The sequence below is a fragment of the Listeria fleischmannii subsp. fleischmannii LU2006-1 genome, from assembly GCF_000344175.1.
Classification (GTDB): domain Bacteria; phylum Bacillota; class Bacilli; order Lactobacillales; family Listeriaceae; genus Listeria; species Listeria fleischmannii.
The window spans coordinates 1-21,440 of the sequence record NZ_ALWW01000025.1; the positions used below are offsets into that span (position 1 = coordinate 1).

General features: G+C 37.3%; 18 protein-coding genes, 1 tRNA gene and 1 pseudogene. 1 reads left to right on the forward strand and 19 read right to left on the reverse strand.

The window, feature by feature from the left end:
- From LFLEISCH_RS08580 to LFLEISCH_RS08645, 14 genes are all read right to left on the reverse strand, one after another.
- Positions 1–2,669 (reverse strand): beta strand repeat-containing protein (locus tag LFLEISCH_RS08580; RefSeq protein WP_007475487.1); only part of this gene is annotated, 2,669 nt, incomplete at its 3' end.
- Between the two features lie 399 nt (positions 2,670–3,068).
- The gene (gene eno / locus LFLEISCH_RS08585; protein ID WP_007475489.1) at positions 3,069–4,361 is read right to left on the reverse strand and encodes a phosphopyruvate hydratase; all 1,293 of its coding nucleotides are present in this window, start codon (positions 4,359–4,361) and stop codon (positions 3,069–3,071) included.
- Positions 4,362–4,694: 333 nt separating this feature from the next.
- Positions 4,695–6,227, reverse strand: coding sequence for a 2,3-bisphosphoglycerate-independent phosphoglycerate mutase (gene gpmI / locus LFLEISCH_RS08590; protein ID WP_007475491.1), 1,533 nt, complete (start codon positions 6,225–6,227; stop codon positions 4,695–4,697).
- 1 nt (position 6,228) lies between these two features.
- Positions 6,229–6,984 (reverse strand): triose-phosphate isomerase, encoded by a 756-nt coding sequence (gene tpiA, locus LFLEISCH_RS08595; protein WP_007475493.1) that lies wholly within the window; start codon positions 6,982–6,984, stop codon positions 6,229–6,231.
- Positions 6,985–7,017: 33 nt separating this feature from the next.
- On the reverse strand, positions 7,018–8,208 hold the full coding sequence (locus LFLEISCH_RS08600) for a phosphoglycerate kinase (protein WP_007475495.1): 1,191 nt from the start codon (positions 8,206–8,208) through the stop codon (positions 7,018–7,020).
- A 148-nt stretch (positions 8,209–8,356) separates the two neighbouring features.
- Positions 8,357–9,367, reverse strand: a complete 1,011-nt coding sequence (gene gap, locus LFLEISCH_RS08605; RefSeq protein WP_007475497.1) for a type I glyceraldehyde-3-phosphate dehydrogenase — start codon at positions 9,365–9,367, stop codon at positions 8,357–8,359.
- A 35-nt stretch (positions 9,368–9,402) separates the two neighbouring features.
- Positions 9,403–10,449: a sugar-binding transcriptional regulator gene (locus tag LFLEISCH_RS08610; RefSeq protein WP_007475499.1), complete on the reverse strand. Its 1,047-nt coding sequence runs from the start codon at positions 10,447–10,449 to the stop codon at positions 9,403–9,405.
- Positions 10,450–10,853: 404 nt separating this feature from the next.
- Positions 10,854–12,197 (reverse strand): RNA polymerase factor sigma-54, encoded by a 1,344-nt coding sequence (gene rpoN / locus LFLEISCH_RS08615; RefSeq protein ID WP_007475501.1) that lies wholly within the window; start codon positions 12,195–12,197, stop codon positions 10,854–10,856.
- Positions 12,198–12,340: 143 nt separating this feature from the next.
- Positions 12,341–13,267, reverse strand: a complete 927-nt coding sequence (locus tag LFLEISCH_RS08620; RefSeq protein WP_007475502.1) for a dipeptidase — start codon at positions 13,265–13,267, stop codon at positions 12,341–12,343.
- On the reverse strand, positions 13,254–13,682 hold the full coding sequence (locus LFLEISCH_RS08625) for a hypothetical protein (RefSeq protein WP_007475504.1): 429 nt from the start codon (positions 13,680–13,682) through the stop codon (positions 13,254–13,256). The genes LFLEISCH_RS08620 and LFLEISCH_RS08625 overlap by 14 nt, the downstream gene beginning before the upstream one ends.
- A 48-nt stretch (positions 13,683–13,730) precedes the next feature.
- Positions 13,731–13,994 carry a hypothetical protein gene (locus tag LFLEISCH_RS08630; protein ID WP_223196445.1) on the reverse strand — a complete coding sequence of 88 codons (264 nt, stop codon included), beginning with the start codon at positions 13,992–13,994 and terminating at the stop codon, positions 13,731–13,733.
- A 111-nt stretch (positions 13,995–14,105) separates the two neighbouring features.
- Positions 14,106–14,663: a hypothetical protein gene (locus LFLEISCH_RS08635; RefSeq protein WP_007475507.1), complete on the reverse strand. Its 558-nt coding sequence runs from the start codon at positions 14,661–14,663 to the stop codon at positions 14,106–14,108.
- A gap of 18 nt (positions 14,664–14,681) precedes the next feature.
- Positions 14,682–15,341 (reverse strand): hypothetical protein, encoded by a 660-nt coding sequence (locus LFLEISCH_RS08640; protein WP_007475510.1) that lies wholly within the window; start codon positions 15,339–15,341, stop codon positions 14,682–14,684.
- A gap of 407 nt (positions 15,342–15,748) precedes the next feature.
- Positions 15,749–15,820 (reverse strand) — tRNA-Arg (locus tag LFLEISCH_RS08645).
- Positions 15,821–16,002: 182 nt separating this feature from the next.
- Here LFLEISCH_RS08645 and clpP point away from each other — a divergent pair.
- Positions 16,003–16,596, forward strand: a complete 594-nt coding sequence (gene clpP / locus LFLEISCH_RS08650) for an ATP-dependent Clp endopeptidase proteolytic subunit ClpP (protein WP_007475512.1) — start codon at positions 16,003–16,005, stop codon at positions 16,594–16,596.
- Between the two features lie 22 nt (positions 16,597–16,618).
- Here the strand turns inward: clpP and LFLEISCH_RS08655 are convergent, their stop codons facing one another.
- From LFLEISCH_RS08655 to LFLEISCH_RS08670, 5 genes and pseudogenes are all read right to left on the reverse strand, one after another.
- Entirely contained in the window at positions 16,619–17,497 is an 879-nt protein-coding gene (locus LFLEISCH_RS08655; RefSeq protein WP_241432892.1) for an MFS transporter, read from the reverse strand.
- Positions 17,481–17,789 (reverse strand): hypothetical protein, encoded by a 309-nt coding sequence (locus tag LFLEISCH_RS15905; protein WP_241432893.1) that lies wholly within the window; start codon positions 17,787–17,789, stop codon positions 17,481–17,483. The genes LFLEISCH_RS08655 and LFLEISCH_RS15905 overlap by 17 nt, the downstream gene beginning before the upstream one ends.
- Positions 17,790–17,825: 36 nt before the next feature.
- Positions 17,826–18,314: a hypothetical protein gene (locus LFLEISCH_RS08660; protein WP_007475514.1), complete on the reverse strand. Its 489-nt coding sequence runs from the start codon at positions 18,312–18,314 to the stop codon at positions 17,826–17,828.
- Positions 18,315–18,369: 55 nt separating this feature from the next.
- Positions 18,370–19,695 (reverse strand): 6-phospho-alpha-glucosidase, encoded by a 1,326-nt coding sequence (locus tag LFLEISCH_RS08665; RefSeq protein ID WP_007475516.1) that lies wholly within the window; start codon positions 19,693–19,695, stop codon positions 18,370–18,372.
- A 21-nt stretch (positions 19,696–19,716) separates the two neighbouring features.
- Positions 19,717–21,283 (reverse strand): annotated as a pseudogene (locus LFLEISCH_RS08670) (alpha-glucoside-specific PTS transporter subunit IIBC).
- Between the last annotated feature and the right edge of the window lie 157 nt (positions 21,284–21,440).

Sequence of the window (21,440 nt, forward strand, 5' to 3'; positions counted from 1 at the left end):
TGTGGTGCTAGAGGTGTTGTTGTATCCGAAACAGTAAACGTGTCTTTTGCACTTGCTTTTCCATTTCCACCTGTTTGTGTTGCTTCATATACTTGTCCTACTTGAGCTGCCGGTACACTAAATATTGCTTTCCCTGTTCCATCAGCTGTCACTGATGGCTTACTTCCACCAGGTAATGTTAATGTAATGCGTGCTCCTGCTGTACCTGTTACAGTTACTTGTGTATCGCCAACTTTTATATTTGAAATTTTTGGCGCACCTAAAGTCGTGTCAGAAACTATTACAGATTGTTTCGGACTCACATTACCATTGTTTGGGTTCGTTTGTGTCACTTCAATTCTTGTTCCACTAGTTTGTTTTGGAATAAGAACTGTATAAGCCCCGCTTCCACTTGCTGTGCCTGTATATGTGACACCATTAATGGTTACAGTAACTCTATAATTTGGTAAGGCTGTTCCATTTACTTGTGTTTGAACATCTGATACTGGATTTACAAGCGGTGCATTTGGTGTTGTTGTATCCACTACAGTAAATGTATCTTTTACACTTGCTTTTCCATTTCCACCTGTTTGTGTTGCTTCATATACTTGTCCTACTTGAGCTGCCGGTACATTAAATACAGCAACCCCTTGGGAGTTAGCAGTAGCAGTAGCTTCTGATCCACTTGGTAATTTTAGTTTAATAGATGCATTTGGCGCACCCGTTACGGTTACTTGAGTTGCCCCTACATTAATTGCTGAAATTTTTGGTGCACCTAAAGTCGTATCATAAACCGCTACGGCTCCTTTTGGACTTACATTACCATTGTTTGGATTCGTTTGTGTCACTTCAATTCTCGTTCCACTTGTTTGTCTTGGAATTGTAACGGAATAAGCTCCACTTCCATTTGCTGTGCCTGTATACGTGATGCCATTAATCGTCACCCTAATGGTGTGATTAGCAGCACCTGTTCCAGTTACTTGTGTTTGAACGTCTGACACTGGATTTACAAGCGGTGCATTTGGTGTTGTTGTATCTCGGACTGTATAAGTAGCTCTTTCACTCGCTACATCATTATCACCCGTTTGTGTTGCAGAAAAAACATCATTTACACGAGCTGGATCAACATAGAATGTTGCTCTACCTGAAGCATTAGCAGTTTTTGTAGAAACGTCTCCATTTTGATCTGTAAAATTAATTGCAGCCCCGGGAATACCTGTAACAACAACTGATGTATCTCCAACAGAAACTGGTTCGATAACTGGTTTTGCCAATGTTGAACCAGTGACAGTTACTTCTCTTATTGGACTAATTTTATTATTATTCGGATTTGTTTGTGTCACACTAATTTTTGTTCCAACTTGTTGTCTTGGAATTGTAACCGAATAAGCTCCATTTCCATTTGCTACACCTGTATACGTGATGCCATTAATCGATACAGTAATATTAAACCCTGCTTGTCCTTGTCCTGTAACTTGAGTGTGTGTATCAGACACAGGGTTAACTTGCGGGGCAGGATTACCTTTAACTACAGTATTCGCAGAAGAAGTTTGCCCGTCCTCAGTAGCTGTTGCTGTAATTGTATCATTAACATTTTGCGGTGTAATATTAAAACGATATGTGCCATTCGCAGAAACAGTACCTTCAGCAATAACTGTGTTGCTACTATTTCTTACAACTACATGACTGCCTGCTTCTGCTGTACCAGAAACTTGTGTATCATCACTATAAATTTCATTAATAGTTGTTTGAGCAATTCTGTCATTGGCAACTGTAGTATTAGCTCTTGAAGTTTTACCACCTTTTGAAACAAGTGCAGTTACAACAGTCCCTTTAGCTTGAGGTGCGATATTTAATGAATACGCTCCTGTTGTCGAGTTAGCAGTAACTCTCCCAAGCTCAGTTGTTCCATTAGAAATAATAACCACTTGGCCAGGATAAGCTGTACCTGTTACGACAGTTGAAGCACTTGTAAGAGAGTTAATGGTTGTAGAATTATCAACCACGCTTACAGATCCAATATTTGTAATAGCTTCTCTTGGTGATTGTTTCGAGTCAACTCCGCCACCAAATAAGATATCAGTTTGTGTTCCAGCGGCAATAAAATCATATGTTCTTAGTCCACCACCATTAGAATAGTAGTTTCCTAAATCGACAGATTCATTTTTATTTCTTGCAGCACTACCTACCCATGGTTGAGTATCTCCAGTATTTGAGAAAGAAGTTACACTTGAATTATACTTAACTGTATACAAACCGCCAGAAACCGTATTAACTGTTTGTTTAAGGTAACTCATTGAGTTATTGTTAGTAACTTTTGCCATAAATTGCGCTGTAGAATTTCCTGTTACACTCACACCAATAAAAGGGGAATAACTTTGGTTATAAAACCAACCATCTGAGCCAGCGAATGGTGTATAAGCATTAACTGGTGCTCCAGCCAATAAATAAGCATTTGAATATACAAAATCCCAATCTTGGATAGTTCCCCCTGATAAATTGAAACTTGGATTCTTTAATAAATTGGTCGTACTTGCACGAAGATTAGGTCTAGAAACTTGTCCTTCTGAACTTTCTGTTGCACTACTTATCGTTGGTAGAGCTGTAAGAAACGAAGAAGCAAAAACGTTGAAGACCACAAAACCAGTCATCACTTTTTTTAGAGTTCTAGAAGTATTCTTTTTTGTCATTTAAACTTTCCTCCATTAATAATTCGCTTATTTTACTACTTTTAACTTACAGTTTCTCCTCCTTTTCTGTTTGTCCTAAAATACGTCATTCATACAAAGGAACCTCTTAACAATTTCACAAAAATGCTTTAATTGTTCAAATATTTCCTCTCCGAATATATTAACGAATATCATGCTTCTTTTATACATATAACTTTCAAAAAGCATCTTGATTCCGTGAACATTTTGTTACAAACGACAAAAAAACGCATAATAATACTATTATAGAACGCTTTCATATAAATAATGCTTTTTATATTTGCATTTTATGACTATATTTATACATACTGATGAGTATAAATAGGCAAATTAAAAAGCACTGCCCACAACATGTGGGCAGTGCTTTTTATAAATTACTAATTATTTTTTTAGATTGTAGAAAGCTTTAAGACCACGGTATTCTGCAAGGTCTTGAAGGTTATCTTCAATGCGTAATAATTGGTTGTATTTCGCAACACGGTCAGTACGAACTGGCGCACCAGTTTTGATTTGACCAGCATTAGTTGCAACAGCGATATCAGCAATTGTAGAATCTTCTGTTTCACCAGAACGGTGAGAAACTACTGCTGTATAGCCAGCTTGTTTAGCCATTTCAATCGCATCTAAAGTTTCAGTTAAAGTACCAATTTGGTTTACTTTGATTAAAATAGAGTTTGCGATACCTTTTTCAATACCTTGCTCTAATTTTTCAGTGTTAGTTACGAATAAATCATCACCAACTAATTGTACTTTTTTACCGATACGTTCTGTAAGAAGTTTGAAACCATCCCAGTCGTTTTCATCTAAACCATCTTCAATAGAGATGATAGGATATTTATTAATCATTTCCTCATACCAAGCTACCATTTCTTCAGAAGTACGGGTAACGCCTTCGCCTTTAAGCTCATATTTACCAGATTCGCGGTTATAAAACTCAGAAGACGCTGCATCCATTGCAATTCTAACTTGTTCGCCTGGTTTGTAACCAGCAGCTTCAATTGCTTCGATAATCGCTTCGATTGCTTCTTCATTAGATTCTAAGTTTGGTGCGAAACCACCTTCATCACCAACACCAGTGTTAAGACCTTTACCTTTAAGAACGCCTTTAAGTGCATGAACAATTTCAGCACCCATACGTAGCGCTTCTTTAAAGTTAGCAGCACCTACTGGCATAACCATGAATTCTTGAATATCAACGTTATTATCCGCATGTTCGCCACCGTTTAAGATGTTCATCATTGGAACTGGAAGAACTTTTGCATTTGTTCCACCAATGTATTCATATAAATGTACGCCTAATTCATCAGCAGCAGCACGAGCAGCAGCTAAAGAAACGCCTAGGATAGCATTAGCGCCTAATTTACCTTTGTTTGGTGTACCATCTAAGTCAATCATTGCTTTATCAATACCGATTTGATCAGTAACGTCAAAACCAATAATTTTATCAGAAATGATATCATTTACGTTTTCAACAGCTTTTAAAACACCTTTACCTAAGTAACGGCCTTTATCGCCATCGCGTAATTCTACAGCTTCATATTCACCTGTAGATGCACCACTTGGAACAAGCGCGCGACCAAATGCACCAGCTTCTGTATAAACTTCTACCTCAACAGTTGGGTTACCACGGGAATCAAGAACTTCGCGTGCATATACTTCAGTAATAATAGACATTAATAATCTTCTCCTTTGTTGGGACTCTTCGAACAAAGTGAGTTAGAGTCCCAATATGCATGTGAGCAAAGCGAACATGTAATCCTCAAAAGACTCTTCACAAGAACTTATAATCGTATTAAAAGCCTCTTTCGAGAATTTATAATCCTTAAAGAGTTCCTCGCAAAACTATCTTCCAAACACACACAACTTCCCCACAAGATTCCTCAAAGCCAAAACCTAGCTTCTCAGAAACCACACATATTGGTCCTATTTCAAATCATTCGATCCCACATTTTAAATTACATTTTTATTGTAGCTTTGTTTTAGTAAAAACGAAAGTAAAAACCTGTTTTACTTCTCAATTAAACTTTCACCCGTCATTTCAACAGGTTTTTGAACACCTAGTAGGTCAAGCATAGTTGGTGCCACATCCGCCAAACGACCGTCTGTACGTAATGTAACGCCTTTTTTAGTTACGATAACAGGAACTGGTACCGTAGTATGCGCTGTATGCGGCTTACCTTCCGGCGTAGACATTGTTTCAGAGTTTCCATGATCGGCAAAGATAACAGCTGAACCGCCTTTTTCTAAAATAAGATCGACTACGCGGCCTAGATTTTCATCCACAGCTTCAATCGCTTTAATTGTTGGTTCAAGCATACCAGAGTGTCCGACCATATCTGGGTTAGCAAAGTTTAAAATAATCGCATCATGCTTATCGTTTTTAATGTCCTGAACAAGAGCATCAGTAACTTCATAAGCACTCATTTCAGGTTTTAAATCATAAGTTTCAACTTTTGGTGAATTGATTAAAATCCGGTTTTCGCCTGGAAATTCTTCATTTCTTCCACCATTCATAAAGAATGTAACGTGTGGGTATTTTTCTGTTTCAGCAATTCGCAGTTGCGATAAGCCAGCATCAGACAATACTTCCCCAATTACATTTTTCATTTCAATCGGTTCAAAGGCTACTTCAGCATCAATACTTGGATTGTATAACGTCATGGTTACAAATTTCACGTTTTTAGGATGTTTTTCCCCACGGTCGAAATGTTCCCATTCTGTATCTGTAAAAGCATTGGACAGTTGAATAGCGCGGTCTGGACGGAAGTTAAAGAAGATGACTGCATCATTATCTTTTACAGTTGCTACCTTCTCACCATCTTTTGCAATGACAGCAGGTACAACAAATTCGTCGTTTTTACCATTTTCATAAGAAGTTTCCACTAATTCAATTGGATCCTCAAATTTTTCGCCTTCTCCATACACAAGTGCTTTGTATGCTTTATCAACACGTTCCCAGCGTTTATCACGATCCATCGCATAAAAACGTCCAGAAACAGTAGCAATTTCACCATAACCAAGTTTTTCTATAGCCGCTTGAAGTTCTTTTAAATAGCTTACAGCGGATTGAGGTGGTACATCACGCCCATCAAGAAAAGCATGGATGTATGTGTTTTTAACCCCTTTTGCTTTTGCTGTTTCTAAAAGAGCAACAAGGTGATTAATGTGGCTGTGAACTCCACCATCTGATAAAAGACCAAATAGATGAAGATCGGAATTATTTTCTTTTGTATGATTAAATGCGTTATTAATGGCTTTATTTTCTTGGAACTCGCCTTCCTCGATTGCTTTGTCAATACGAGTTAAGCTTTGATAAACAATTCGACCTGCGCCAATATTCGTATGTCCCACTTCGGAGTTACCCATTTGGCCTTCTGGAAGTCCAACATCAAGACCCGAAGCTTTTAATGTACTATGTGGAAATTCAGCCCAGTAACGGTCGAAATTTGGTTTATTAGCTTGTGCTACAGCATTTCCTACTGTTTCAGCGCGTTGTCCAAATCCGTCCAAGATAATAATCGCTACAGGAGATTTACTCATTTTATTTTACTGCCTCCAATAAAGCTAAGAAAGATTTAGGTTCTAAGCTTGCGCCGCCTACAAGAGCACCATCAATATCTGATTCTGCCATGTATTCAGCAATATTTTCCGGTTTTACACTTCCGCCGTATTGAATACGAACAGCTTCTGCCGCATCTTTAGAAACCGCATCAGCAATTTCCGCACGGATAACTGCACAAGTTTCGTTTGCATCTTTACTTGTAGAAGATTTACCAGTTCCAATTGCCCAGATTGGCTCATAAGCAATGATTGATTTCTTCACTTGTTCTTCTGTTAATCCAGCAATTGCAGAACGAATTTGTCCACGAACCCAAGTTTCTGTTTGACCAGCTTCACGTTGATCTAGTGTTTCACCACAGCAAATAATGGGTGTCATACCATGTTTAAAAATAGCATGTGCTTTTTTATTAATATCTTCATCTGTTTCATGGAAATACTCACGACGCTCAGAGTGTCCAATAATTACATATGAAACACCTAAATCTGCAAGAGCAAATGGACTAGTTTCACCAGTAAAAGCTCCTTCATCTTCTGAATAACAGTTTTGCGCAGAAATTTGCAAGTCTGTTCCTTCAGCTAAGCGAGTTAAATCGCGAAGGAATAGAGATGGTGAAGCTACTACGGAGTCTACAACGCTTTTAGAAGGTACTTTTCCTTTTACTTCTTCTACAAATTCTGCCGCTTTTGCAGCGGTTTTGTTCATTTTCCAGTTTCCAGCAATAATAGGTTTACGCATGAAAAACATCCTTTCGAACTAAAAAATTTGTTTTTATTTATCACTAATTGATGCTACGCCTGGTAGTTCTTTACCTTCTAGATACTCTAGAGAAGCTCCTCCACCAGTTGATATGTGCGTGAATTTATCAGCGAAACCAAGTTGCATTGCCGCTGCAGCTGAATCGCCGCCACCAATAATTGTTGTTGCATCTTTTAAATTAGCGATAGCTTCACAAACACCAATTGTACCTTTTGCAAAGTTGCTCATTTCAAAAACGCCCATTGGACCATTCCAAATAACAGTTTTTGCACCTTCAAGCTCTTTTGCAAATAGTTCGATTGTTTTTTCACCAATGTCAAGTCCTTCTTCATCCGCAGGAATTGAATCCGATGCGACTGTGTGGAAAGGAACATCATTACTGAATTCTTTTGCGACAACAGTGTCAATTGGAAGTACAAGTTTGTCACCAGCTTCTTCCATTAAACGTTTTGCAAGATCAACTTTATCTGCTTCAAGTAGAGAAATACCGACTTCATAGCCTTTTGCTTTCATAAATGTATAAGCCATACCGCCACCAATTAAAAGTTTATCTGCAACTTTTAATAAGTTTTCGATAACGCCAATTTTATCAGATACTTTCGCGCCACCTAAAATAGCTACAAGTGGGCGATCTGGGTTTTCGACTACCCCACCGATAAATTTAATTTCTTTTTCCATTAAGAAACCAGCAGCTGAATCTAAGTTGGAGGCAATTCCAACGTTTGATGCGTGGGCACGGTGAGCTGTTCCAAATGCATCATTGACAAATACATCGCCTAGAGAAGCCCAGTATTTACCAAGTTCAGGGTCATTGCCGCTTTCTTTTCTACCGTCAACGTCTTCAAAACGCGTATTTTCAAATAGAAGGACATCTCCGTCTTTCATATCAGAAATAGCTCCTTCAAGTTCAGGGCCGCGCGTTACAGGAACAAATTTTACTTCTTTACCAAGTAATTCGCTTAAGCGTTCAGCAACTGGGCGAAGTGATTTGTCTTTTTTATCTTCTTCTGTTTTCACTTTTCCAAGGTGGGAAAATAAAATAGCTTTTCCGCCTTCTTGAACAATATATTTAATTGTTGGAAGAGCAGCTACAATACGATTGTCGTTTGTAATTTTGCCGTCTTTCATTGGTACGTTAAAGTCAACGCGAACGAGCACTTTTTTGTCTTTTAAGTCTAAATCAGTCACTACTTTTTTAGCCATTTGGATTCCTCCTGATAATAACAAAATACACAGTCGCTAGTGTAAATTGAGTTTGTAAGCTTTTAGTGTTTCATTAAATAACTTCAGAAAACAAGCGGAAACAAATTCATGTCTCCGCCTATTCGTTTAAAACTTATTTAATTCAGGCTTATTTTGCAATTTTAGCGAAGTATTCTAAAGTACGAACTAATTGAGCAGTGTAGCTCATTTCGTTGTCATACCAAGAAACAGTTTTAACTAATTGTTTGTCGCCAACGGACATAACTTTTGTTTGAGTTTCGTCGAATAAAGAACCAAAAGTGATACCTTTAATGTCAGAAGATACGATTTGATCAGCAGTGTAACCAAATGTTTCTGGATCACTTGCAGCTTTCATTGCCGCATTAACTTCATCAACTGTTACTTGTTTGTCTAAAACTGTTACAAGTTCAGTAAGGGAACCAGTTGGAACTGGAACACGTTGAGCTGCTCCGTCTAATTTACCTTTAAGACTTGGTAATACTTCACCGATTGCTTTAGCAGCACCAGTAGAGTTAGGAACGATGTTTTCAGCAGCTGCACGAGCACGACGGAAATCACCTTTAGGATGTGGACCATCAAGAGTCATTTGGTCACCAGTGTAAGCGTGAATTGTAGTCATAAGACCTTCTACGATTCCGAAGCTATCGTCTAAAACTTTAGCCATTGGAGCTAAACAGTTAGTTGTACAACTTGCACCAGAGATAACTGTTTCAGTTCCGTCAAGTGTTTCATGGTTAACATTGTAAACGATTGTTTTCATGTCACCAGTTGCTGGAGCAGAGATAACAACTTTTTTAGCGCCTGCTTTTAAGTGTAATTCAGCTTTTTCTTGAGTAGTGAAGAATCCAGTACATTCAAGAACGATTTCAACACCTAGGTCGCCCCATGGTAATTCTTCAGGGTTACGGTTAGCTAAAACTTTAACTTCTTTACCGTCAACTTTAAAGAAACCATCATGTACTTCAACGTCTCCGCCAAATGTACCTTGTGTTGTGTCATATTTTAAAAGATGTGCTAACATTTTAGCATCTGTAAGGTCATTGATTGCTACTACTTCAATTCCTTCTACTTCTTGAATACGACGGAATGCTAAGCGTCCAATACGTCCAAAACCATTAATACCAACTTTAACTGTCATGAGTTATTTCCTCCTCGAAAATAAGTGAAATTTTTTTATTTCAAATGGGCTTTACTCCCATTTAAAAGCATATTTGCTGCTCCTTCGTCTGTTACTAAAATCGTATTTTCAGGAGCACTTTTCATATACGATTTAATTGCTTTCGCCTTTGAAGTCCCACCAGCAACAACGATGATGTGCGGGATTTTGGCTAAATCTTCAAATTGCAGGCCGAATGTAGAAACTTTATGTACAACCTCGCCTTGCTCATTAAAATAATAACCAAATGCTTCGCCGACTGCGGATAGACGTGTAATCTTCTCGATAACTTCATCGCTTGTATGGCGTCTTTTGGCCATCGTAAGCGCGTCACCGATACCATGTACGATTGCGTTTGCGGATTGTACCAAGCGCAACCCTTCTTGAATCGCAGGTTCTTTCATAAGAGATTGATAAGCTTCTTCACCTAATTGTTCTGGCACGTATAGAACACGGTGTTTGGTACCTGTTTTTGTTGCGATGCGGTCGCAAATGGTGTTGGCTTGATTATCTAAATCTTCGCCAATTCCACCTCGCCCAGGAACGAAAAGTAATTCTCGCCCTTTAGCAAAATCGCTTGGCATTGTATCTGCAAAGGTTGCCATTGTAGAACCACCCATTACAGCTACAACATTGCGTTTTTCAACTAATGCTAAATCAAGTTGTTTTACAGCAACACGACCCATTTCTTCGCGTACCCATGGTGTAATATCGCTATCGCCTTGCACGACTAAGCATTTTTTTATTTGTAAAAGTTCTGCCAGTCTATTTTCTGCTGAATGCAAACCGGATAGCTGATTCATTATGCCTTCTAAATCACGAAAAACAATGAGCCCTTCTTTTGTCACGGTCATCCCTGATGATGCAATATCAATCAGACCTTGTGCTTTCAAAAATTCAACTTCGCCGCGAAGAACGCGCTCACTCATTCCGAGCATTCCTGCTAGAGTCCGTCTGCCAACAGGCTCTGCAAAATAAATGGAACGAAGTATTTGATAGCGTTTTTGCATGACCGCTAAAACGTCGGGTAATAACTTTTGTTGAATGTTAATTAAATCTGACATTTTAATTGCTCCTCGCCTTTGGACATTAATCGACCCGCATAGTCATCAAACGTCCCGTTGAAACTAAAAAAAGTGGAGATAAAGGTTTCTAAGTTTTCGACTGGATGAATTTTTCAAATCCTATGTCTTTCTCTTTTTCTTACCTTCTCTCGCCCTACGTGCTTTATGGTGAAGCTTTATCATTCTTTTATTACCCTACGCTCTTATTCTAACAGCCTTTTAAAATTTCTTCAAGTAATAAGTGGGACATTTATGAAAAAGCAATCTTCTATTTACAAAAATAAAACATTTAGTTTGCTTAAACTCATACGCCAAGTTCACTTCTAACGGATTGAATACCATCGCCATTTTACAAAAGACGAATTCCGTCCCACCAAATTGCAAATCGGGACAAAATCCGTCTTTTATTCATCAAATCGCTTTCTTTTAGAAGAAGAGGGGATATTTAATTCTGTTCGATATTTCGCAATCGCCCTACGAGAGACTTCAATCCCTTTTTCTTGAAGTAAATCAACAATTTTTTGATCAGAGAGTGGTTTAGCTTTAGGCTCTTCTTTTACAAAATCCATTATAAGTTGTTTAATGCTTGCGCTGGAAACGTCACTTGCACCGGCATCGCTTGTTTTTTTCTGTTGTAGACCTGATGAAAAGAAGGACTTTAATTCAAAAACGCCTTGGTTTGTTTCCATATATTTCCCGTTTACAGCTCGACTAACCGTAGACTCATGGACACCAATTTCTTCTGCTATTTCTTTTAGCGTGAGCGGCTCGAGTGGAGCATTTTTCAAGAAATGCTCTTTTTGATGCGCTACAATTGCCTTACCTACACGTTTTAAAGTATCTTCTCGTTGCTCAATTCCTCTTACAAGCCAGTCATATTCGCCGGTTTTATCTTTTAAGAAATTCAAAACATCTTTTTCTTTTGTATCTTGCATCATTTTATAGTACTCGTTTTGAAATTTAATTTGCGGAATAAATTGTTTAGCGACAGAAACAAATAGTTGTTCTGCATCTTGCTGTAGGATTAAATCCGGCACAACGTATTGGACACGTTCGCTTTCAAATTCGAGTCCCGGCTTTGGATTTAAGGTCTGAACAAAATCTGAAACTTGTTGAATTTCCGAAAGTGGTACTTCAAAATCATCTGCAATAGGCTTCCATTTTTTCTCTGCAAACTCGTTAAAATATTTTAAAATGACATCATAGGCAATGTACGGCGCATCAGGAGAACGGTCGATTTGAAGGAGGATACATTCCTTCGCATCACGCGCTCCAACGCCAGCAGGTTCTAGGCTTTGCAAAACTTCAAGACCAGATAGAATAGCCTCTTCGCTCATTAAAAGCCCTGTCGCAATCGTTTCGATATCCGTTACTAAATACCCCGCTTCATTTAAACTTTCAATGAGATATAATAGAATGATTTTCTCATGATAGCCTAGCTTCATTAATGCCACTTGGTTTTTTAAGTGTTCTGCTAAGGTTTCACGCGTGTCGGCTACTTGCTCCAGCCAATCATTATCCGTATCAAAATTCTTTTTTTTCTTTGTGTAGGAGTAATCCGTTGCGATATCCTGACCGTAAATCACTTCAATAAGAGGGTTTTCAAGAGCCTTGTCTTCCAAAAAAGTGGTTAAATCAGCTGTTGTAAATTGCAGCATGGCAATAGATTGCGATAATTGCTGTGTCATCGCAAGTTTCATGGTTTGCTTCTGCTTCTGACTTTGCACATAGTTGGATTCGAGTCTCATGTTAAAAACCTCCTTTTCCATATACTTTTCTTCTTTATTATAACATGGGATTAAATCTCTCGTGAAAAGATAAATTTTTCAAAAGTATAAGCTATTTTTCTCTTTTTTGTTTTTAAAAAATACGACAACTTTAATGTCGCATTCTAACGTGGCAAATGATTCATAAAGTTTTGATTCGCAAAACCAGCTACATCCTCTGTTGAAAAATGCTTTAATAATACATCTATGAAATCTTGATATTTACTTGCATCTTCAAGCCCTTTTATATGTGAAGGAATTCCGTCAAAATCTGAACCAAAGCCAATATTTCGAATTCCGCCTAGTTCAGCAATATGATCAATATGACGTATGACATCTTCCATATCTGCAGTTCCACTATTTGTCGTAAATAGCGGGTGGAAAATCACATGTATCATAGCGTCGTGTGCAATCATCGCCTTAATTTGGTCATCATCTAAATTTCGGACATGCGAGCAAACTTCCTTTGCGCTTGAATGGCTTGCAATTGGAAATTCAGCAATTTGAATTGCATCCCAAAAGCTTTTTACACTTAAATGAGACATATCTGTGAAAATTTTTCTTTCGTTTAAGCGATGAATGATTTCCCGTCCAAACTGTGTAAGACCTGCTCCGCGGGGCTCTAAAATCCCATCTGCTGCTAAATTCGCATTGTTCCAAGTTAAACCTACAGAAAGAACTCCGCTGTCCAAAACTTGCTCTAAACGGTTTAAATCTTGCCCGATAGGTTCCACACCTTCCAGCGTAAGGGCAGCTGCAATTTTCCCCTCAGGTAAGCTTTCCAAATCAGTCCATTTTTTAAGCATTTTTATTTTGCCGTCACGATGTAAAATGTGCTGTTTAAAAATATTCCCCTGTTCGACTGCTTTTTTCCATTTTTGTTCTACAGGTACTTCCGGATCTAAGAAAATAGCGAACCCTTGAAGTAGAATATCTCCAGCCAGTAAACGTTCAAAATTGACATCAAGTTCAGGCGCATCTTGAAATGTAAGACGTCCTTTTGCTTTTTGTAATTTATAAAGCACGTCGCAATGCATATCAATGACTTTCATGGTCAAACTCCTCCTTATATAACGCTCGTCCTTCTAAACTCAATAGTTTATTAACAGTTTCTTGATGCCACTTTCGCCCCATTACACGTTTACTCACTAAATACTTACCTTCTTCAAGTTTATTTTCTTCAGTGTAAGCTTGTATTTTAAGCTCATAAACAAGCGTTTTCTTACGCATTTCTATTTTGTGAAGCTTGGATTTATCCAAAAAATGCATTTCCGCTTCACCTAATTTAAATTGAAAAGTAAACATACCAACATTCGTGAAGGCTAAAACGAGAGTGTGGCGTGTCCGCATTGTGGGCCCCGCATACATTAAACGAATATCGGAAATGGTCAAATTGTTTTCTTTAGCAAAATCAAATAGCTCATTTTCAAGTCTATCTTTTAATCCCATTTTATCACCTTTTCTCATTATTAACCTCATTATATACGGGATTAATAGAGAAGGATAGAAAAATCTTCAATTTATTATGGAACAATGTTTGATTTGTTTAAAATGGAACATCTGTAGTTCTTTTTTTGTATCATAAAATTGTACAATTTCATTTTGCATATCAATAAATATAGGAATAAGTTCACTGCTTTTATTTTGTGCATATTGTATGAGTACTACTTTTTTTAAATTCATCGCATTTAATAATGTAAAAATCATTTCCGTTTTGACTATTTTTTCCTGTTCAAATAAACTATACAAATCGTCACCGCCTAACTCTTTCCTTACCATTATGCGAACATTTGTTCTTTTTTAAAATAGGTCGGATGAACGAAAAAAAGAGACGAGCTTTTCCCCATCTCTTTGAAACTATAGATTAGTACAAGACTCCACGCTATTCTGTTAATGATTTTCTGTCTCTAAATCCAAAATGCATTTTGCTAGCTTTTCTTGTATTTTATTATTAAAAGTAGCTTCACCAAAAGTTACATAATGCGTTTGATTATAATAAAATAACAATTGCACCTCTTCTTTATCTTGCATTTCTAGCGCTTTCCAATTTTCAATGTCGGAATTCATAAAAGCAGGGGCACTTATATTTTGACAGTTTAAAAATAAAAGTGGGGTTTTTTTAGCACCGCGCAGTAGCTCTCTTAATTTCTTTAGATCGGTCTTTTTTAAATATTCCCCTGTTACGGCGAGAGCATCGTATTTAGATAAATTTTTCGGTGTTGCTTTTTCTGTTGTTACATTTTCAAAATCAAACCATTTACTTATTTTTGTGCCGTCTCCAAAAATACCAACATGTATCATTTTTTCGTTTTCTGATGTAGAAATGAGAGCATCTTCTCTGCTAGATGCAAGAAGTGTTTGACTAGGGTTAACAAAAATTACTGTGATGATGCAAAAAGTAATGATAAGAATACAAATGGCAAATTGTGATGCTTTTTGAATTTTCATTTTCACTTCTCTCCCCTGTTATTGAGCGTAAAAGTGTCCATACTTATACACGTACTTATATTTTGTCTTAGCTTTTGAGACAGAATAATTAACTGAACCTACCCCACCAACGTTTAATGATACGGACGAGGAAGAGGAGGTCGTTCCTTTATCATAAAAATCACCGTTTATACACCAATAAATATTATTTTTCGATAAAAATTTCACTTTGAATGAGCCTTTAAACTGTTTAGAAGCTCCATACCATGATCTGACTAAATTATAATCGATAATTTTATCAAATTGTCTAAATGATCCTTGTGCCCACATTTTCACATAAATATCAATTTTAGGCTTCCATAATCCGCCAATGTCTATCGTTTTTGTTAAATGTTTATAAAATGTACTTGAGGAGGCTTTTAAAAGTGGACGTTTAACATCTCCATCTGCTAAACGCTTTTTCACTTGATCGATTGAAAGCCCCTCTCGTTTTGCGATTCCTGCGACCATTTCGTCATATGTAACGGAATCAATTGTTGTCCCGTCTTTTGTCACAACATGAGGTTTGGTTAAATCAACACCTTCTAAATTAATTATTTCGCCTTGCACATTCGAACTAGCAGAAGCACTTTCTGTACCAGTTTGAACACCTGTCAAAATAATCGTGAGAAGTAAAATCCCATAGAAAAACTTTTTCATCTTATACGCTCCATTCTATTATGTGTTTAAAAAGCTTTACATGAAAATGGTATCACATAAATGAAATGTATAGATTCAGAAGCATATTGATGTAAATACTTACTTTTTTAAGCTATTTCCATTGCTAAAAAGTGTCATTTAACCTTTTTATGAGTACAAAATTAGTTTTTATCTGTAACTATTCACATTTTATGCAGGTTGCTTAGCAATTAGACATATTCTTTTCATATTTTGATAGAATATGAAGACAAAAATAGTTTTTTAAGCAACATCTATTTAAACATGTGACTTTTGATAAATAATTATTTACCAATATACAAAAATAAAAAAACATCTCAAAATCAGTCTAAACAGTTAAAAAACTAGTTTTAAAGCCAATTTCGAGATGTTTTTAAAATAGTCTTGAACGCCCTCGGAGGGAATCGAACCCCCATTTTAAGAACCGGAATCTCACGTGCTATCCGTTGCACCACGAGGGCAAATAAATTTCCCGTACGAATAGTAATTATAGCGGAAGCACCGTATTTTGACAAGTTTTTAATTAAAAGAAGCTCTTTTAAAAGCCTTTCATTTGACCTACTTTGACCAATGTTATATGATATAATCAATGCATGGGACAAAAGCCCATCTTAAACTATTGTCTTACAGGAGGAATCTTGATATGAATTTAATCCCTACAGTAATTGAACAAACAAGTCGCGGGGAACGTGCTTATGACATTTATTCCCGTCTTTTAAAAGATCGTATTATTATGCTTGGCTCTGCGATTGATGATAATGTAGCGAACTCTATTGTTTCACAGCTACTTTTCTTGGATGCACAAGATCCTGAAAAAGATATTTTCCTTTACATTAATTCCCCGGGTGGTAGTATTTCTGCTGGAATGGCGATTTATGACACAATGAATTTCGTTAAATCTGATGTTCAAACTATCGGTATGGGAATGGCTGCATCAATGGGATCATTTCTATTAGCTGCTGGAGCGGACGGTAAACGTTTTGCGCTTCCTAATTCGGAAATCATGATTCATCAGCCGCTTGGTGGGGCGCAAGGTCAAGCTACTGAAATTGAAATTGCAGCACGACACATCTTAAAAATTAAAGATCGCATGAATCGCATTTTATCTGAAAAAACCGGACAACCACTTGAAGTGATTGCACGTGACACAGACCGTGACAATTTCATGGATGCGCAAGAAGCCAAAGATTATGGCTTGATTGATGATATTATCGTCAATAAAAACAACTTAAAATAAGAACCAACGAAAAAATCCGGACTTAAGCGAGTTCGGATTTTTTTATGGTCATAAGTTGTAATTTCGCCGTCATCCATAACGCGATAATAGGTATAATTCCAACTATAAATAAAGTGATATCAACATTAAAGGCTTTTGTTATATAACCTGCTAAAACTGGAACGACACGAGATGAGAGACCCGTAAAAATGCTAAGCGCGAACAGTTGGCCCGTTGATTGCATCCTTTCATCCGTCATAGAAAAAATAAGTTGTTTAGAAGAAATCATTAATAAAGGTGTTGTGAAAAATTGGAGTGCGCTTAAACCAATGATGACCCAAGAACTTCCAGATAAAGCGAATAAAATGAATTGTAAGCTAAGAACACATGCGGTGATTTTTAATAATGTGAAATTAGACCACTTGCTAAACAAGCGTGCGCCAAATAAATAAGCGGGAATTTCAAAGAGCGACTGAATAGACCATTTATAGCCGATTTGAAGGTCTGTGGCACCAAGTGTAATCATTTTATCTACAACGGTAATATTATTCGCAATAATAGCGCTGTATAGCAAAAACAAAATGATAATCAACCATCTATAGTTTTGATTCAAAATAACGATTTTAAAATCTTTTAGCTGCACTTTTTCAGTATGTTTCGTAACGATTTTTTCAATATCCGTTAAAAAGAAAACAACCACCATCGAAGCTACCACTAAGCCAAAAATCCCGAGTGAAAGACCTGTATAGCCCGAAGTGCCGATTAAAATCGATAAGAGTAAACTTCCTGATGCCCAGCCAATAGAACCGAATGCTTTGATAAAAGAAAAGTTAACTCGCACTTCCTCGCTCCCCTTTAAAATCCACGTATCCGAAAGCCCTGTAATGGTATTAATTAAACCGCCACTAATCGCTAAAAGCAATAAATGCAATAAAAAAAAGTGGTGTACTAATAAAATAAAAACAACAAGTGGAGATTAAATAAAAGAGCAGTAATAAAAATACAAATCGTTTAATGGTTTGGAATTTATCCGCGTAAAACCCTATTATCATTTGCAGAAAAATAGTTGTAACTGCGTAAGAGGATAATAAAATACCTCGTTCGAATTCATCATAACCAATTTTAGATAAATAAGGCGTAAATTGAGTTAATCCGAACGAAAAAGCCATATACATCAAAATATATAGCGAAATAAAACGCTTCCTCTCACTCACAGAAAATCCTCCTTTTGTAAAAAAATGAAGTTAGACTTATAGAATCATTTGTCTGACTATAAAAACCATGAACGCCGTGGTCGCGATATAAAAGCAGAGAGCCAGTTGCCATCGCCACTTTAATTGTCGGAACGGAATATGGCGAATATCCCATGAAAACTCTTTTTTAATGAAAAAGATAAGCATAGCCGCACATATCATATTTAACATTACAAGTTGCGACGCGAGTAATAGCAGTGTAGCGAGCTTCACAAATGCCTCATCTTTGTCTTTTAAAATTCGAATTTGACGTGTTAAAAAGCCGCAGAAAAAGAAAGAGAGAAAAGTTATAAAATAGGCCGTATAAATGGGATTATGTTGAACGGGTGATAAAATACCTAGTTTGGTTTCTAATGAAAGTAAAAAAAGATAGCCTAAAAAAAGACAAGGGATAATATAAAAAATCTTTTCTGTCAGGCTTAAAATCCAATCTGACGTTACTTTCATTTTGATTTCTTCCAATTTATTTAATACGAGCGCTATCATTTTATTTCCTCCTAAAAGGAGAAGCAAAATGACCGAAGTCATTTTGCCTTCCATCTTATTTTAAAACCGGCCAAAATTCTTTGTTCGCTTCGATTAAATCATCTAAAATGTCTTTAGCAACTTTTGCGCTTGGCACCGTTTTATTCATTGTTATCGCTTGCCAAACTTTTTGGTAGGAACCTTCTATATAGCCTTCTACCGCCAATTTCTCAGAAGCAATTTGTTGCTCCATCAATCCTTTTTGGAAAGTCGGAATTTTGCCCATGGAAAGTGGCTCAAAACCATTTTTCCCAACAATACAAGGAATTTCTACCATCGCTTCGGAATCAAAGTTTTCAATCGCCCCATTATTTTGCGTGATAAGTAACATTCTCTCTTTGGTATTAAAGGTGAGCGCTTTCGCTAAATCGACAATAAATGAGGCATGTTCGCTTGAATGAATGGATGTATCTTTTGCGGTTTGGTTGGAAACAATTCGTTGGCACTCTTCAAAAACGTCTTTTTCACGACCATCTATAATTTCGTTTGCGCGTGTATAATTTTTATCCGAGTGAAGAACGGTTTCATCTGCCATTAAGTAATATTTTAAATACGTATTAGACAAGTATTTCGGTTCGATTTCAAGCAGCTCTTTACCTGCACGCATCGCCTCAAGCCAGCTAGCTTCTTTATGTTGCCCTGCTTGTGTGTCTTCTGTATACCCTTGTTTTGCGATATGCGCTTTGATTTTCGGCATTAAATCATTACCTGCATGATCTTGAATGTTTGTCCACCAGCCAAAATGGTTAAGCCCGTAGTAACGTACTTCCATATCTTTACGATTTTTCAGACCAATAACACGGGCCATAATATCTTCAAGACAAATTGGCATGTCACAAATGTTAATAATTCTTGAGTTTGGGCGTAAGCGCCTTGTTCCTTCTGCTACAATAGCTGCGGGATTCGAATAGTTGAGCATCCACGCGTCAGGCGAATACTTTTCCATATAATCCACCATTTCGATAATAGGCCCAATTGAACGTAAACCGTATGCAATTCCCCCTGGTCCGCACGTTTCTTGGCCGACAACACCGTGTTTCAAAGGGATTTTTTCATCTTGTTCTCGCATAGCATATTTTCCAACGCGAAGCTGCGCCATCACAAAATCCACATCTGAAAAAGCTTCTTTCGGATCAGTTGTATAACCAAATTCCACTTCTGGCGCACGTTCTTTAATGATAATCGCACAAGCTTCTGCCACTTTGCGCTGTCTTTCTTCATCATTGTCATAAAACTTGATTTTTCGTACCGGAAATTCCTCCATCGCCTCTAAAAGCATCACAACAATTCCAGCCGTGTATGTACTTCCCCCGCCAGCAATCAAAATCGAACTTTTTTTCATTTCTACAACATCCTTTTCTAATTAAAGTAATTTTTCAAATTCCGAACGAACAGATGGAACCGATAAGCCGACAATAATTTGAACCGCGTCACCGTTTTTCACGAGCCCCTGAGCCCCCGCTTTACGAAAATCGCTTTCAGAAGCGATAATTGAGCCATCTTTTACGGTTAGCCGTAGTCGCGTCATACAATTCGTTACGTCTACAATATTTTCTTTTCCGCCTAGAGATTCTAAAAATTGTAAGGCTTTTTTTTGTATTTGGATTTTCTTTTTTCCCATTTTCTTGTTTTTCTTTATAATCTTTTTTGCTATAGAGTTTCATTTCTTCATTTTCGTCTTCACGTCCCGGCGTTTTTAAATTAAATTTTTGAATGAGGAAGGTGAATACGAAATACCAAATAAAGACAAAGATGAGACCAATCACAATTTGCGTCACATAGGTTGGCCAGTGATATTTCCATAGTGGTAGCCAGTTAATGGCAAACCAGTTAATTAATCCCCCTCCAAAATCTCCTACAACGCCAAAAACATAACCTAATGTTGACAGAGTAGCCGCTAACAGAGCATGTACGACAAATAATAAGGGTGCAAAAAATAAGAAAGTAAATTCAAGCGGTTCTGTAATACCTGCAAATACGGCTGTAGCCGCAACAGGAATCATTAAGCCCAGTACAGCTTTGCGTTTTTCTGATTTTGCGGTTTTACAAAAGGCAAGCGTGATACCAATGGAACCAAATACTTTTGACATTCCAGAAAGGGCAAAGCCTCCCGCTGGATACATTTCTTTTAATGTTTGTGCTTTGGTTTGGAATTCACCGAGGTGTGTAGCCCAATAAGCGGCCATTCCTCCTGGCACAACGGCATTATCATACGCAAAAGGCGCATATACGAAATGGTGCAATCCAGTTGGTATTAATATTTTTTCTAAAAAAGAATAAACCCACACACCTAGTGCGCCTGATGATATAAAGAACCCTTGCATGTCTAGCATGAAAGCTTGGAAATGCGGCCAGATAAAGGCGAATAGGAAAGCAACCGGAAGCATCACAACAAACCCTAAAATTACAATGAAAGATGTCCCTCTAAATACACCTAAAACTTCTGGTAATTCAGTATCAAAATAGCGATTATGTAAATAGACGACGATGCTGGAAATAATAAGTGCGCCAACCATTCCAGTATCAAGCGTTTTAATTCCTGCAATATTCGCTAGTCCACTTGTTCCCCCGACTTCCTGCGTCATATCTACTCCAAAGCTCGCTCCCCAAGTAGTTAAAATAGCAGATACAAAATAATTAAATGTCACATACGTTACGAGTGCTTCAAGACAGGCGCGTCCACTTTGTGATTTGGCAAGTCCAATTGGAAGACCGATGACAAACAGTAATGGAATTTGTCTAAAGACTACCCAAGCTCCCTCTGCAATAACATTCCAAATTTGAAACCATAGGTGATCTGGTGTGGCGATTGCTCCCATAATATCTGGATTCATAAATAAAATTGAAAAACCAACGACAATCCCTGCGAATGAAAATAATAGTGCCGGTGCTAACATCGCTCCACCAAATTGTTGTACTTTTTTCATCATAATTCGCAAAACCTCCTTTTTTTTGTTTTTTTAAGACGTCTTATGATGCTCATTGTAGACTGAATGACAGCGCTTTACAATATAATTTTTCTGATTATCTCTCAAGTTCTGAAACAGGAATTTTTCACAAAAGGAGGAACTTTTCACATTGATTTTT

Bases quoted from the DNA above. Each gene is read 5' to 3' on its own strand.
- LFLEISCH_RS08625 (WP_007475504.1), bottom strand. From the start codon at position 13,682: ATGAGAAAAGGTGATAAAATGGGATTAAAAGATAGACTTGAAAATGAG.
- clpP (WP_007475512.1), top strand. From the start codon at position 16,003: ATGAATTTAATCCCTACAGTAATTGAACAAACAAGTCGCGGGGAACGT.
- LFLEISCH_RS08610 (WP_007475499.1), bottom strand. From the start codon at position 10,449: ATGTCAGATTTAATTAACATTCAACAAAAGTTATTACCCGACGTTTTA.
- LFLEISCH_RS08665 (WP_007475516.1), bottom strand. From the start codon at position 19,695: ATGAAAAAAAGTTCGATTTTGATTGCTGGCGGGGGAAGTACATACACG.
- gap (WP_007475497.1), bottom strand. From the start codon at position 9,367: ATGACAGTTAAAGTTGGTATTAATGGTTTTGGACGTATTGGACGCTTA.
- LFLEISCH_RS08635 (WP_007475507.1), bottom strand. From the start codon at position 14,663: ATGAAAATTCAAAAAGCATCACAATTTGCCATTTGTATTCTTATCATT.
- LFLEISCH_RS08600 (WP_007475495.1), bottom strand. From the start codon at position 8,208: ATGGCTAAAAAAGTAGTGACTGATTTAGACTTAAAAGACAAAAAAGTG.
- tpiA (WP_007475493.1), bottom strand. From the start codon at position 6,984: ATGCGTAAACCTATTATTGCTGGAAACTGGAAAATGAACAAAACCGCT.
- rpoN (WP_007475501.1), bottom strand. From the start codon at position 12,197: ATGAGACTCGAATCCAACTATGTGCAAAGTCAGAAGCAGAAGCAAACC.
- LFLEISCH_RS08660 (WP_007475514.1), bottom strand. From the start codon at position 18,314: ATGATAGCGCTCGTATTAAATAAATTGGAAGAAATCAAAATGAAAGTA.
- LFLEISCH_RS08630 (WP_223196445.1), bottom strand. From the start codon at position 13,994: ATGGTAAGGAAAGAGTTAGGCGGTGACGATTTGTATAGTTTATTTGAA.
- eno (WP_007475489.1), bottom strand. From the start codon at position 4,361: ATGTCTATTATTACTGAAGTATATGCACGCGAAGTTCTTGATTCCCGT.
- gpmI (WP_007475491.1), bottom strand. From the start codon at position 6,227: ATGAGTAAATCTCCTGTAGCGATTATTATCTTGGACGGATTTGGACAA.
- LFLEISCH_RS08640 (WP_007475510.1), bottom strand. From the start codon at position 15,341: ATGAAAAAGTTTTTCTATGGGATTTTACTTCTCACGATTATTTTGACA.
- LFLEISCH_RS08620 (WP_007475502.1), bottom strand. From the start codon at position 13,267: ATGAAAGTCATTGATATGCATTGCGACGTGCTTTATAAATTACAAAAA.